The 12,489-nt window shown below is 43.9% G+C and carries 15 protein-coding genes and 1 other annotated feature; of the genes, 2 read left to right on the top strand and 13 right to left on the bottom strand.

Features of this window, described 5'->3' with window-relative positions:
• Positions 1-297 precede the first annotated feature (297 nt).
• Both ACFQ3J_RS04140 and ACFQ3J_RS04135 read left to right on the top strand, forming a co-directional pair.
• Positions 298-441 (top strand): hypothetical protein, encoded by a 144-nt coding sequence (locus ACFQ3J_RS04140; RefSeq protein ID WP_170862419.1) that lies wholly within the window; start codon positions 298-300, stop codon positions 439-441.
• Positions 442-554: 113 nt separating this feature from the next.
• Positions 555-692 (top strand): sporulation protein YjcZ, encoded by a 138-nt coding sequence (locus ACFQ3J_RS04135; protein ID WP_280142856.1) that lies wholly within the window; start codon positions 555-557, stop codon positions 690-692.
• Positions 693-843: 151 nt separating this feature from the next.
• Here the strand turns inward: ACFQ3J_RS04135 and leuA are convergent, their stop codons facing one another.
• The 13 genes from leuA to ACFQ3J_RS04070 all read right to left on the bottom strand — a co-directional run bounded on the left by leuA (position 844) and on the right by ACFQ3J_RS04070 (position 12,484).
• The gene (gene leuA, locus ACFQ3J_RS04130) at positions 844-2,508 is read right to left on the bottom strand and encodes a 2-isopropylmalate synthase (RefSeq protein ID WP_251581679.1); all 1,665 of its coding nucleotides are present in this window, start codon (positions 2,506-2,508) and stop codon (positions 844-846) included.
• 73 nt (positions 2,509-2,581) lie between these two features.
• Positions 2,582-2,839: a binding site (T-box leader), on the bottom strand.
• Positions 2,840-2,985: 146 nt separating this feature from the next.
• Complete coding sequence (locus tag ACFQ3J_RS04125) at positions 2,986-3,267, bottom strand: CPBP family intramembrane glutamic endopeptidase (protein ID WP_251581309.1); 282 nt, start codon at positions 3,265-3,267, stop codon at positions 2,986-2,988.
• A gap of 331 nt (positions 3,268-3,598) precedes the next feature.
• Positions 3,599-3,952 carry a tetratricopeptide repeat protein gene (locus ACFQ3J_RS04120; protein ID WP_311285777.1) on the bottom strand — a complete coding sequence of 118 codons (354 nt, stop codon included), beginning with the start codon at positions 3,950-3,952 and terminating at the stop codon, positions 3,599-3,601.
• 67 nt (positions 3,953-4,019) lie between these two features.
• Positions 4,020-4,730 carry a sugar phosphate isomerase/epimerase family protein gene (locus tag ACFQ3J_RS04115; RefSeq protein WP_251581308.1) on the bottom strand — a complete coding sequence of 237 codons (711 nt, stop codon included), beginning with the start codon at positions 4,728-4,730 and terminating at the stop codon, positions 4,020-4,022.
• A 408-nt stretch (positions 4,731-5,138) separates the two neighbouring features.
• Positions 5,139-6,281 carry a hypothetical protein gene (locus tag ACFQ3J_RS04110; protein ID WP_251581307.1) on the bottom strand — a complete coding sequence of 381 codons (1,143 nt, stop codon included), beginning with the start codon at positions 6,279-6,281 and terminating at the stop codon, positions 5,139-5,141.
• 15 nt (positions 6,282-6,296) lie between these two features.
• Positions 6,297-7,574 (bottom strand): hypothetical protein, encoded by a 1,278-nt coding sequence (locus ACFQ3J_RS04105; protein WP_251581306.1) that lies wholly within the window; start codon positions 7,572-7,574, stop codon positions 6,297-6,299.
• On the bottom strand, positions 7,561-8,460 hold the full coding sequence (locus ACFQ3J_RS04100; RefSeq protein ID WP_251581304.1) for an ABC transporter ATP-binding protein: 900 nt from the start codon (positions 8,458-8,460) through the stop codon (positions 7,561-7,563). The genes ACFQ3J_RS04105 and ACFQ3J_RS04100 overlap by 14 nt, the downstream gene beginning before the upstream one ends.
• A gap of 3 nt (positions 8,461-8,463) precedes the next feature.
• On the bottom strand, positions 8,464-9,234 hold the full coding sequence (locus ACFQ3J_RS04095; RefSeq protein ID WP_251581303.1) for a hypothetical protein: 771 nt from the start codon (positions 9,232-9,234) through the stop codon (positions 8,464-8,466).
• Positions 9,227-9,787, bottom strand: a complete 561-nt coding sequence (locus ACFQ3J_RS04090) for an RNA polymerase sigma factor (protein ID WP_251581301.1) — start codon at positions 9,785-9,787, stop codon at positions 9,227-9,229. The genes ACFQ3J_RS04095 and ACFQ3J_RS04090 overlap by 8 nt, the downstream gene beginning before the upstream one ends.
• A 281-nt stretch (positions 9,788-10,068) precedes the next feature.
• Positions 10,069-10,947: a haloalkane dehalogenase gene (locus ACFQ3J_RS04085; RefSeq protein WP_251581299.1), complete on the bottom strand. Its 879-nt coding sequence runs from the start codon at positions 10,945-10,947 to the stop codon at positions 10,069-10,071.
• Position 10,948: 1 nt separating this feature from the next.
• Positions 10,949-11,272 (bottom strand): luciferase domain-containing protein, encoded by a 324-nt coding sequence (locus ACFQ3J_RS04080; protein WP_251581297.1) that lies wholly within the window; start codon positions 11,270-11,272, stop codon positions 10,949-10,951.
• A 1-nt stretch (position 11,273) separates the two neighbouring features.
• On the bottom strand, positions 11,274-11,732 hold the full coding sequence (locus ACFQ3J_RS04075; RefSeq protein ID WP_251581295.1) for a MarR family winged helix-turn-helix transcriptional regulator: 459 nt from the start codon (positions 11,730-11,732) through the stop codon (positions 11,274-11,276).
• A gap of 251 nt (positions 11,733-11,983) precedes the next feature.
• On the bottom strand, positions 11,984-12,484 hold the full coding sequence (locus tag ACFQ3J_RS04070) for a hypothetical protein (RefSeq protein ID WP_251581293.1): 501 nt from the start codon (positions 12,482-12,484) through the stop codon (positions 11,984-11,986).
• Between the last annotated feature and the right edge of the window lie 5 nt (positions 12,485-12,489).

Here is a 12,489-nt window from a genome sequence, read left to right as displayed (position 1 = left end):
AATCAAACAAAAAGGTATCGTCTGCATGCAGTTTTGCAGGGTGCGAATACCAATTCGATCATTCCCTGATGTGACTGTCCTGGTGAGCTGGAAATATGAAATCTGCTTAGAAAGTGTTTATAATCAACATAAAATATCGCCACCCTTACATAATCCTCTCGATGGGGATGAGCAGATTATATTACAACTTCACAGCATTGTTAAATAAATTTCTCTTTTGCCAATTCCACATCCGTCTAGATCATTTCCATTTTTCTGTCATACCCTATCTTATCTTCGATCAAAGGAGGTTTTTAGATGAGTGGAGTAGTAGAAAGTTGTGGCGTTGGTGGCTACGGCGGTGGAAATAAAATTGGTGCGATCTTGGTACTCTTTATTCTCCTCGTCATTATTGCCGCTTCATTCGGTTGGGGCGGTCTTGGCGGATTTGGTGGTTACTGAATTTGAGTCATTAAGACAGGGCCCTGATCATGAAATTAAGGGTAAAATAGTCCAGACCAATAGTCTCGATGCAACATAAGATATTCTATCTTGATAGTAAAGGAGGAATTTCTGTGAGCGGAGTAGTTGGAGGTTACGGCCAAGGCGGCGGATACGGAATCGGTGCAATCCTGGTTCTCTTTATCCTCTTGGTTATCATTGCTGCATCTTTCGGATGGGGCGGATTTGGCGGCGGATTTGGCGGTTACTAATTTGATTTAATGAAGAGGAGGCGTTCCACAAGAACGCCTCTTTTGTTGTTTCATTACACAGATCTGTAGTTTTATTCTTAAGTTCGCTTAAACCAAACCATCTTTAGACAAGCGATGGAGATGCCCTACCTGATTGACAATCTCATTTAGATTACTGCTTCTTATTCATCTTATTCACGGCGCTAAACAAAGCTTTTACAGAGGATTTGGCAATATCGGCGTCAACGCCGCAGCCCCAGAATACTGTTCCATTGCTGGAAGTAATTCCGATGTAAGAAACAGCTTGGGACTTAGAACCTGTCTCTAATGCATGCTCACGGTATACCAGATCTGTATACTCTAATCCACAATGATTTTGCAGCGCATTATTAATGGCATCCAGTCTACCGTTCCCATTTCCCGTAATTTGTTTAACTTCTCCTCCGGATTGGATCGTTACAATCGTATGGAAGTCCTCATCATCAGGAAACTGATATTTCACAAATTCGACAGGAGCAGCAATGTTTACATATTCTTCAATAAAGATATCGTAGATCTCATTTGGCATCAGCTCTTTTTGCGTTCGATCTGATACATTCTTGACGACATATCCAAAGTCTTCGCGCATCTTCGGTGGAAGATCAAGACCGTATTTCTGCTGAAGAATAAATCCGATGCCCCCTTTACCGGATTGACTGTTGATCCGAATGATATCTCCTTCATATTCACGTCCAATATCAATCGGATCAATTAACAGATAAGGAACAGACCAGTGAGCACGCTGCTCCTCCTCACGCCATTTCATCCCCTTGGCAATGGCATCCTGGTGTGAGCCTGAGAATGCGGTGAATACCAGTTCGCCGCCATAAGGATGTCTCTCATCCACATTCATTTTCGTCAGGCGTTCGTATACGGAGATGATCTCAGGAATATTGGTAAAATCCAGATGTGGATCAACTCCGTGAGAATACATATTCAGTGCTAAAGTGACGATATCTACATTTCCTGTGCGTTCTCCATTACCAAATAATGTTCCTTCCACTCGCTGTGCCCCCGCCAGCATCGCGAGCTCTGCATCAGCAACGCCGGTGCCTCGATCATTGTGTGGATGTACTGACAAGATCACATGTTTACGATGGTTTAAGTGTTCGCTCATATATTCGATCTGGCTCGCATAAATGTGCGGCATGGACATCGATACGGTAGCAGGCAGATTAATAATCACCTGATTGTCAGCTGTGGGCTGCCATACATCGAGTACACTGTTGCAGATATCCAGGGCAAATTCAATTTCCGTACCGGTAAAGCTCTCAGGCGAATACTGGAACTTAAAGTTCCCTTCTGTATCCTCTGCACACTGCTTCAACAGCTTTGCTCCAGATACCGCAATATCTATAATTTCTTTCTTGGACTTACGGAACACCTGCTCACGCTGTGCAAGGCTGGTTGAGTTGTACAGATGGACGACCGCTTTCTTAGCTCCTCTAAGGGATTCAAAGGTCTTGCGAATAATATGTTCTCTCGATTGGGTAAGTACTTGAATCGTTACGTCATCTGGAATAAGGTTCTGCTCAATCAAGGTTCTGAGAAAAGCAAATTCAGTCTCGGATGCCGCTGGAAATCCAACCTCAATCTCTTTGAAGCCAATGTGTACAAGGAGATTAAAATACTCCAGCTTCTCTTCAAGGTTCATGGGTACAACAAGTGCCTGGTTTCCATCTCGAAGATCGACACTGCACCAAGTCGGTGCTTCGGAAATATATTCTTTCTTTACCCAGTTCATGCTTGTCTTCGGGGGCATAAAATAACCTCTGGCATACTTCTCCACATTTTTCATCATAACGACCACCCTTTTCCCAATAGTATGTACATCTGATTTATGGATGCAAAAAAAGCCTTCCATCTCTTAACTAAGAGACGAAAGACTTTACATCTTACGTGGTACCACTCTAATTCATACCATACGGTATGCACTCAGGCAGATACAGGTCCAGTAATGAATGACCTTATATCCCCTAATTGATAACGGTTAGGACTCCGGCTCCACCTACTACAGTTCAGCGAGCTACTTCAAGGCGAGTTCCAACATTCCTATGCGGCTGTTTTGCACCGGCCAACAGCTCTCTGAGCGCTTGGAATGATGTACTATTCCTCTTCATCGTATTTAAATATTGATGTCATTTTATACTACAAAATTGAAGTTAGCAAGTGAATTAACGAAAAAACTTACAAGGTCCGTAAATTAAATCACAATATTGTGATCTCTGTTTATAATTATATTCGTGCTATTTCCGTTGTATCTACGATTTCACGATTACGCCACTTTGGTTTGAAAACTATGCACCAGGATAGGGGTCATCAAATTGTCAGTTGCAAAATATAACACCCCGAACACAAAGCCTGGGATGGCGATATTGATGTACATGATCGGTTTCTTGAAATATGAAAAATGAAAGGCTAAAAATAGTAAAGATGTTATTGTAATGGCCAGCCATTCCATATCAAAAAACATGTACAGCAAATTCTGAATGATTCCTCTGAACAGCAATTCTTCAAAAATTCCTGCAAGTCCCATAAATACAGTAATGTAGGGCAAAGAGTAATCCTAATAGCTCTTGTTGGCCTCATCGATGTGCTGCTCTACCTCTTTCGTATGTATTAAAGCCTAGCTGTATGCTGCAAAGTATATGATTACCACCATGCAGCCTTTCTATAGGATAAATGGAAATGTTCTCCGGCACAAGTCATCTATAATCCTAATTAATGAAGACTAGGTTACGACTTTCCTAACTAGTTAATCCCAACGCTGATCCAGCTTATCCGCATAGAAGGCAATAGCCTTTCTGTAACTCTGAACTCCGGAATTACTAGAATTCTCAGCGATTTCCTCAAGCAGCAGTCGCATTGCAACTGCATATTCTTTTAGATTACTGGACCATCGCAAGAAAGACTCTAAACTCTTTATTCTCCGGAAATTCATCTATACCTTGCCTTAATACGTTCTCGGCAGCTTCATATTGACCTAAGGTTCGATACGTACTGCCCAGTCCCAACAAAGCCCCTGATCTATCTTCTCCCTGTATCCCCATCGATATAGCGTCCAAATAATAGGGAACAGCTTCTTTCTCAAGTCCTAAAGAATCATAAGTCCAGGCAATCTGATAATTTAATTGAGCCGCTTGCTCTGCTTCAATTGTATTTAATAATTGCAGCAATCGTTCAAGCGCTTCTTCCTTGTTGCCTTCATTTCTTAATTTAATGGCTTCCCCTATCAAATTCATGACCGATACTCCTTCTAGTAACTTGCTTGCAGTTTATATCTTAACAAGCACATAATCCACATTGAAGTCATTGATTAGTTATACTTGTTTTTTCCCTATTCATAATTCCATCTACCCATTCATAACACTCTGCAAGCTCTGCATCTGTAATACGGTCAGATCGGTGCTCAAACAAAATAAGAATGTCCGAATTCAGCTTCCGAATGGTCCTAAGATAGTCCTCAATCGGAGCCCAGCCATCATCAGGAGATAACTTCGGCAGTACCGGATGATGCCTTAGAACATGATGAACTGTGTAGCGGGCATTGGATAGATGAATTAGCTTAGCATAGGAGGCGTACTTGCGAATAACTTTCATCGCATCAAATTCCGGATCAGTCAATGTTTGAAGGAACAACCGTGCCGTATCCAGACATATTCGAATACAAGGATACTTCTCCAGCAAACGAATCAGCAGGTCCGTATCCACGATGATACTCGGCACGGCATCAAATTCAAGAACCGGAGTAAAGCCGTACTGTTCGCCATAGCTGGATAACCTCTGGAATATCTCTTCACTGCTCCGTTCAAAAGATATCTGAGAGTGTTCATTCTCCCATTCATACTCCGCTTCATTGTCGAAATACCATAGATCCCACTCCTTCTGCGGATCCAGTCTTACCGGCTTCGGATAATGAAACAGCACATATTCTGGCTTTAAATGCTTATCACACAAATACTCCAGCTCTTGTTCAATGAAACGAAACGCTTCTTCTCTAGTGTTCTCATCTGAGGACATAAACAGCGCATCCCGAAATTCATGTTGCCCAGCACGAGGAGCGAAATGAAATCCATACTTAAATCCATCCTTATTGGACAAGACAAGAGTCTGTCAAAATCCTCCTCAGACTCATATAAACAATTCTCAATCCCAAAAAAATGACTTCTGAAATCCCTTTCATATTTACCCAGATCAAAGCCACCATATTGTCCGATTAGAAATTGGGCCGGCATCTAACGTCTCTCCTCTTATGTATAAGTGACATCCTCTAGTAATATATCATATTAAACTCTTGTAAATGGTGAATTTATTCCATACATTAATCAGGAAAATTCAACTCCTATGTTCATATTACGCCGCACAATGACCTCTTGTAAGAGATCATTGTGCATACGTATGCTAGTTACAGAATTCTCGTCCACAATATTAATTTAAATCTCCCACGCGTTCTCTTCTCCACCGATGCCGCAAGAACAGAACAACAATCAGTATAAATGCGCCATATAGAAGGGGCTGCAAAATCATCGGATCATATAGGCTCGCGGTTCTTAACAGCATCATATCGAAGAATGGACTAAGCAGCCAAATGACGCAGGGAACGAGGGCTGCAATAATCGTAACGTAATTGCGAGCCAGGCTTGAGATGAGCGCAGTCACTGTGGTGAACAACAGAAGCAATACGTACAAGAGCCCCATCGTAATCAGGATGAATTCCATGAAGTTTAGATCATACCAATACGGGCCCACCCAGCTGTTAAAATAGGAGTTAATCGAAATGAAGTAGAACACACTCTTGATCTCATCAGAATAGAGCATGAAGAATGCGGAGAGCTGAACGGCATACAGTATCGTCACCGCCAAAATTGCCGCTGCCCATTTGATCAGGAAGTGTTTTCGACCTGCTTTGGATGAGTATTGTAAATAGATAACTCCATTGTTGCGATCCTTGATGTACATGGGGATGATAAGGAACATGCTGCTCACCAAGACCAGGATTTGCAGGAACCCAAGCTGAATTCTGTAATTCTCCATTAACTCACCTGAGAAAATAGAAGTAAAAGTGCCGTCTTGTTCATACTGTTCAACCTTCTTCAGCTGTTCATCATTTAAATCACTGATTGCGGCAGTATTCTTACTCTCATATTGCTCAATAAGACTCTCTCTAGCCGCTATTTCCCATATCAAGTCGCCGCGCTCTTTGTGATTATAGATATAACTATTGACTTCAAATGGCAGGATTCCTTCGCCTGATTTTTGCTTGAATTCCTCAAAAGAACTGACCCTGTATTCCTTGAAGTAAGGATCTGATTTGATAAGCTGGTCTGCCGTCTGCTCCAGCTCCGTTAACTGCTGCTTAAAATCCTCAAATTCTTCTTTATCCATACGCTCTCCGTACTGCCCGAGCATCTGTATCGTCACATGGTGCATGTCTCCATCCGGTCTGCCATTAGGAAAATATTTAAATGAAAATTCCAAGTACATGAAATAAAAAATCACATGGAACAAAGCAAGAAAAACAAGCACCTTACGATTAAAAATCTTCCGCAGCTCATACCCTATTAACTTCACGCATCACTCCTCCTTTCACAGCCCCTGCTTTCGAAATTTGAGCATAGATAAGAGAACCCCAAATGCCAGCAGGATAGTCCAGCTCATGAGCGTAATAAGTTCATACCATTTGTACGTGCGAAAGATCGATTGACCCATGAACATATATTGGGCTTCCAATATCATATGGAACGGGTTAAATACACTGGCCAGGATCAAAAAGTGATCTGACGGAATAAATGACCGCCATCCAACAATAATTCCTAAACATAGAGCAAAGACCGCAAATACAAAGTAACTGTTCCTTACAAAAATTGAAATAATGAACGCCAGGCTGCTAAACATCAGCTGAGCAATCACAAAAATAAGGATGACCAGCAGTAAATATTGTAAGAAGCTTAAATCCCACCACGGGATATAAGGGAAGTTCTTGTCGGATACAAATATGCTGCTCATGGACACATTCCACAGCCCTGAATAATCTGCCATTATAAAATAGACTCCCAAACTCGCTGTAATCAGGAGCACACCTGAGATGAACGAGCCGGTTAATGAGGCGGCGAGCTTATCCCGCATCAGCTTGCGGCCTCTTCGGGTCGAATAGACGACATGCTCGCTGCGTTGTTCTGTTTCGTATTTGCAGATCATACCTGTAATCAGCACAGCAAATACCATAAGCTCAATGGCGATTCCGCCAAAGAGGGTTTCGAACAAAGTGGAATGCATGCGGTACATGCCCCCATCAAAAAACAACTGCTTATGCTCTTCATTGTCTATTAATTCCACCAGCCGCTCTCCAAGAGCAGCAAACTGTGTCCGTATATATTCAGCGGGACTGCCTGAAACACCATACAGCTCCATTGCTCCCTCCGCATAGGCCTGTACATCCAGCTGCTTGTAGACGGTATCTGCGGTTTGTGACTTCGTATAATAATGCTCAATCAGCCTCGCTTGATGGAACATCTGCAGCTCTTCATCATCGTATAAACCAGGCTGATTGTATACATATTTCGTCAGATTAGCCTGCTCGAAAAAGCTCGCTGCCGTTTCATAACTTTGCTCCGTTCTTGATTCAGTTACTGTATTCATTTCACCCAGCAATTCATGTGCCTTCTGACCCAGACCCGCAAGAGCGGCTTCATCCATTTCCACTCCGTATGCTGCCGCAAGCTCATTAACGAGCTTTAAATCCTCCTTAATATACGTCACCGGCCAGATCAGAAACACATTCCACAGAATGAAGATAACGAGCAGGATAGGAAAAACAGGCGCTTTCAGCACTTTTCTCAGTTCATAGCCTTTAATGCCCCACATAGACTTCATCTCCTGCAAGGTTCACCTCATCCTGATAAGTGTATATGAATACATCTTCAAGGCTTGGTACCACTTTACTCGAGACTATATCCGGCTCACCTGCTTCATATAAGAAGCGAACCTTCAGCCTGCCGAGTTCCTGTTTCTCGGACAAGATCAAATATCTGTCTTTCAGTGCTTCAGCCTCTTCATAGCTCAGCTCCGTCTCGTAAACTTTGCCTTCAAGACGTCCGCACAAGGACTCAACGCTCTCCTTATACAGCAAACGCCGATCCTTGATCATCAATATTTCGTTTGCGATGAGCTCTACATCAGACACAATATGTGTAGATAAAATAATAATTCGATCACGCGCCAGCCGGGTAAGCAAATTCCGGAATCTCACCCGTTCCTTCGGGTCAAGCCCTGCCGTTGGTTCGTCCAGAATCAGAATTTCAGGATCATTCAGCATCGCTTGCGCAATACCGACTCTCTGTATCATCCCACCCGAAAATTTCTTCATCTTCTTATTTTTCACACTCTCTAGTGCTACAAGCGACAGTAATTCATTAATCTTGACGGCTGCTTGTGCCCTTTCCATCCCTTTTAGAGCAGCGATGTAGTGCAGATATTGCACAGGTGTGTCATTCTTATAGTATCCGAACTGCTGCGGCAAATAGCCGAGTACATCCCGGTATCTCTCGCCCATCTGCACGATATCCTCTCCTCCATACAGGATCTCGCCTTTCGTTGGAAAAAGAAGCGTAGTCAGCATTTTGATCAATGTCGTTTTGCCCGCTCCGTTTGGAGCCAGCAGACCGTATACCCCATTGGCAAGCTCACAGCTGATCTCCTCCAGCGCAGTAAAAGCGCCGAATTTCTTAGTAACTTGATTAATGGTTAGCATGAATTATCTATAGCCTCCTGCCTGCTGTAATTGAAATAATTGCTTCAGATGCCGAACATACAACAAGAAGCCCATAATCGCGATAAACCCGTAAACAAGGAGTGGAATTTGGTTCAGCACCTGCTCGAAGACTGGACCTAGCCCCAATGAGAGCAGCACATTAGCGCTGATCCAGCTCATCCCAGCGACAAGCCAAGACCATCTTGACTTCACATACAGCTGGAAGGACATGAACAAGGCTGAAAATATAAACAGTGAGCTGGCTGACATGAGGATGCTTCTTGCTACATCAAATCCTTCAATCTGTACAGCAATCATCATAATCGAGAGCAGGTTAGCGGCAAGGCTGATCAGGCTGAATATGAGCATCCGAAATGCAGCCAGCTGATGGACACTGTATTTGCACACCATCTCTGTTTCGTAGGTGCTCTTCGTACGAAGCTGAACGAAAAACATTACCGCAATCGTAAAATACAGCATAGGCGACATCGTAAAAATGAGAACAGATATGGACCATGCTGAGGCTGAATTTGGCTGGTCCCCGGCGGCATAGCCGAACAACACCATGATGAGAAGTCCAAGAAGGGTGATCAGCGCAATCTCTGCTCGATCCTTGAACAGCACCCGCGCTCCCAGCTGACGCGCCATATCCATCAGCCCCCTCGCCAGGGATGGTTTGGGCATCAATCCTCTGGTTACGATGTAATCAACCTCGATAGGGATGGCTTCCTCTTCCGGAAAATCAATATAGAACGGCTTCTCATTATTAGACATCGCTATTCACCTCCAGCTGCTTTTTTATTTTGCGAATCATCGTGTAATATTTGGATTTCACCGTGGATTCCGGGAGCAGCAGCATGTCCGCAATTTCTAGAAACGTATATTCACCAAAGATCTTCAGCCTGAAGATTGACTGGCTGCCCGGCTCCAATTCACTGACAACTTGCATAATGTTCATGACTTCCTCTCTGTTCTCCACACGGATCGTAAAATCCTCAGGTTCAGGAATGACATATCGTTCCTCCTCTATCCGTTCTGTTGATCGACGATAGCGGTAGGCCCTGGACCGGTAATAATCAATCACTCGATTAGTGGCAATCCGATACAGCCAGGTACGGAAAGAAGCTCTCTTCCCGTCAAAATAATGAATGGACTGCAGCATGGAAATGAATATTTCCTGTGTCAGGTCCATCGACTGCTCCTTGTCCATCGTCTGTTTATAAACGTAGCTGTAGATTTCCTTGTAATAAGATGATACAAGCTTACCCGCCGCGGCTTTATTCGATTGTTTCTTGATCTGCATGATCCACTGTTTCTCAGATTCCATAAACAAAGCGCTCCATTCCTATCAAACCGGTTCGTTTTATATATGCGTAGTTCGTGTCCAGATAGTTTGACACAAGTTTATATATATTCTTGATTAAAGCAACAGAAGGTATTATAAAATGGATTCTCATGCACAAAAAAAGCTGTTCTCAAATATTCAAGACTACTTGAAAACAGCTGTATGAGTAACATCAGGTTGAGCGAGAACCTCACTTGCTTCTTATAAAAAGAATGTATATTCGACAGTTTCACCATCGAAATTAGACAAGTTACATTGAAGGGTTAATTTAATTCTCGGAGCCATTCGGCTAGCGCTTTGCCAACTTCATCAGGTGCGTCTTCTTGAGGATAGTGTCGGCCTGAGACGGTTACTTCTGTCTGTGATGGCCATGTGCGGCAATAATCGATGTGGGATTGTGGCAATAAGCCGGGGTCGCATTGGATGAATAGTTTGGGAACAGGGCTGTGCGCCATCCATTCTCCATTGTCAGTTACGATTTCGGGAACATCGGTTGGATCTCCAATAAACGGAAGCTGTCTGGCCCAGCTGAGCATGGGACGGCGGCTTTCGCCAGCTTCCAGAAACGGCCTCCGGTACTGAGCTGTTTCTTCATCCGTCAGCTTGCGCAATATGTTGACCGGCAGGTTAAACTCGATGAACGAATTTTGCTCGAGAACCATCTGCTCCCCTTCCGGTGTTCGGAGTTTTTGAAAAATTTGACGTCCAGTTTCCGGCATTTCACTCCAGCTGCGCGGTTTAATAATGCCCTCCATATGAGCGATACCTTTGACTGCGTCGGGATGCCGTCTACTCCAATCGAAGCCCAGCACCGATCCCCAATCGTGCACCACAAATGTTACACAATCGCTAACGCCCAGCTGTACGAGCAGCTCATCCAGGTAGCGGCGATGCTCGGCGTAGGTATAAGCGTCAGGTCCGCTGTCTGGAAGCTTCGCGGAATCGCCCATACCGATGAGATCAGGCGCGATGCAGCGGCCGAGCTTTCGGGCATAAGGAATAATGTTGCGCCAGAGATACGAGGATGCCGGATTGCCGTGCAGGAATACGATCGGGTCACCGCTTCCTTCGTCCACATAGGCCATCTCTAGTCCCAATACTTGAATACGCTTTTTCTCATAAGGAAACACCTCATTAATCATGTTACATCTCACCCTTCCTTTTCATTTGATCATATTTTAATCGTGAGATTTCAATGGCGTTAGCCATGTCTTGCTCGGTATTTAAATAGACGGATACCCAGCCTGAAGCGGGATACATATGATGTGGACTTGCCTTGCCCTCTTCAATCCACCGATCACGTTCGGGTCTCGATAGCAGCAAGTCGAACAAGCGATTGCCGTGAAGATGTCCAATTTCCGTTCCGTCCAGCTGAAATTCCACACCACCGAATCGATGGGGATGCTCTGTCACACCAGGCCATGACAGCAGCACTTCCTTCAAGTCTGTTCCCTCATACCTGCTCATTTTATAGCTCCTCCTGCTCTGTCAGATTACGAAGCACGATTTTCAGCAAACTAACTAACAAGTCATATTCCTCGTCGGTAATGCCTTTTCGAGTTTTGTTCTTAACACGGCCTAGCGCCTCCTGAACCTTCGGCACCACTTCACGCCCTGCATCTGTTAAGAAAAGCAGATGATAGCGGTTGTCGGCGGGATCGACCTCCCTCCGAACGTAACCTTCTGCTTCAAGCTTCGCAATCGCTTTAGCGGTTGTGGTTTTGTCAATGAGCAGCTTCTCGCTAAGCTTCTTCTGCGTAATGGGCTCCTGAAAAGCAATCGCCATCAAAAAAATATACTGCCCGCTTCCAATTCGATATGGCGCGAGCTCGGCTGAAATCAACACCTGCATGTGCCGATAGATGGCGGAGATGTATTGCCCATGGGATTCCGTCGAGTTTTCATTTTGTTTCCAGTGCTCACTCACATGATCTCCCCCTTTAATAGGATGGTATTGCAACTAATTACATCATATGCGTAATATAATGGTATTGCAACTAATTTTTTTCTCATTTTTATATAATTTGGTTTGTCCGTTTACTGTACTATGTATTATTTCGAGGTCTGAAATCAGGGAGCCTTGTAGGTCGTTCCATTTAGTACTGTTTCTCTCAATAATCACTCGGAGTGTAATAACCTATTATAAAAAGAGACACAGCGATTGTGTCTCTTAAGTCTTTAGGTTGCCGCATTCGCAGCATTATTCTGCCTGATCTGAATAGAGTGAACACCCATCACGACTGCGATCCATTCATAAGAATCCACTTCATTTGATCGGTTATCCAGGCGATACGAGCCAGGACCGAAGAAGCCGGAGGTTCGTGTAAAGGTTGCAGCTACGCTCCCCGATTCATCCTCAATCGTATATTCTTTGGAGAAGGCTGGAGAAGTGATGGAATAGATTCCTCTTGAACCGGCATGATATTCGAATTTTTTAGTAAAGAAACTCATCTTGGCCCTAACGATTCCAATAATCTCTTCTCCCGGATCCATCACATTCCACTTACTCGAGAAGGCACGAAATTTGCCCGAATATATTAAATCCCTGGATGGTCCATAAATATCCAGAGAACTGCCAAAAGCACTCTTCAAATCAATGCTTCCGGCTTCCTGGCCTGTATCGTCCACAATTTCTGTCATACCCGAGCTGAAAAAGTTATTCCTGAAATAAAGCTCCATTCCGC

This window comes from Paenibacillus provencensis, from assembly GCF_042678545.1.
Taxonomy (GTDB): domain Bacteria; phylum Bacillota; class Bacilli; order Paenibacillales; family Paenibacillaceae; genus Paenibacillus; species Paenibacillus provencensis.
This window is presented reverse-complemented; position numbering and strand designations above follow the sequence as displayed.

What these genes read in the sequence shown, in the direction of transcription:
- ACFQ3J_RS04080 (WP_251581297.1), bottom strand. Translation starts at nt 11,272, where the DNA reads ATGAGCAGGTATGAGGGAACAGACTTGAAGGAAGTGCTGCTGTCATGG.
- leuA (WP_251581679.1), bottom strand. Translation starts at nt 2,508, where the DNA reads ATGAAAAATGTGGAGAAGTATGCCAGAGGTTATTTTATGCCCCCGAAG.
- ACFQ3J_RS04070 (WP_251581293.1), bottom strand. Translation starts at nt 12,484, where the DNA reads ATGGAGCTTTATTTCAGGAATAACTTTTTCAGCTCGGGTATGACAGAA.
- ACFQ3J_RS04090 (WP_251581301.1), bottom strand. Translation starts at nt 9,787, where the DNA reads ATGGAATCTGAGAAACAGTGGATCATGCAGATCAAGAAACAATCGAAT.
- ACFQ3J_RS04100 (WP_251581304.1), bottom strand. Translation starts at nt 8,460, where the DNA reads ATGCTAACCATTAATCAAGTTACTAAGAAATTCGGCGCTTTTACTGCG.
- ACFQ3J_RS04120 (WP_311285777.1), bottom strand. Translation starts at nt 3,952, where the DNA reads ATGAATTTGATAGGGGAAGCCATTAAATTAAGAAATGAAGGCAACAAG.
- ACFQ3J_RS04115 (WP_251581308.1), bottom strand. Translation starts at nt 4,730, where the DNA reads ATGTCCTCAGATGAGAACACTAGAGAAGAAGCGTTTCGTTTCATTGAA.
- ACFQ3J_RS04105 (WP_251581306.1), bottom strand. Translation starts at nt 7,574, where the DNA reads ATGTGGGGCATTAAAGGCTATGAACTGAGAAAAGTGCTGAAAGCGCCT.
- ACFQ3J_RS04085 (WP_251581299.1), bottom strand. Translation starts at nt 10,947, where the DNA reads ATGATTAATGAGGTGTTTCCTTATGAGAAAAAGCGTATTCAAGTATTG.
- ACFQ3J_RS04095 (WP_251581303.1), bottom strand. Translation starts at nt 9,234, where the DNA reads ATGTCTAATAATGAGAAGCCGTTCTATATTGATTTTCCGGAAGAGGAA.
- ACFQ3J_RS04140 (WP_170862419.1), top strand. Translation starts at nt 298, where the DNA reads ATGAGTGGAGTAGTAGAAAGTTGTGGCGTTGGTGGCTACGGCGGTGGA.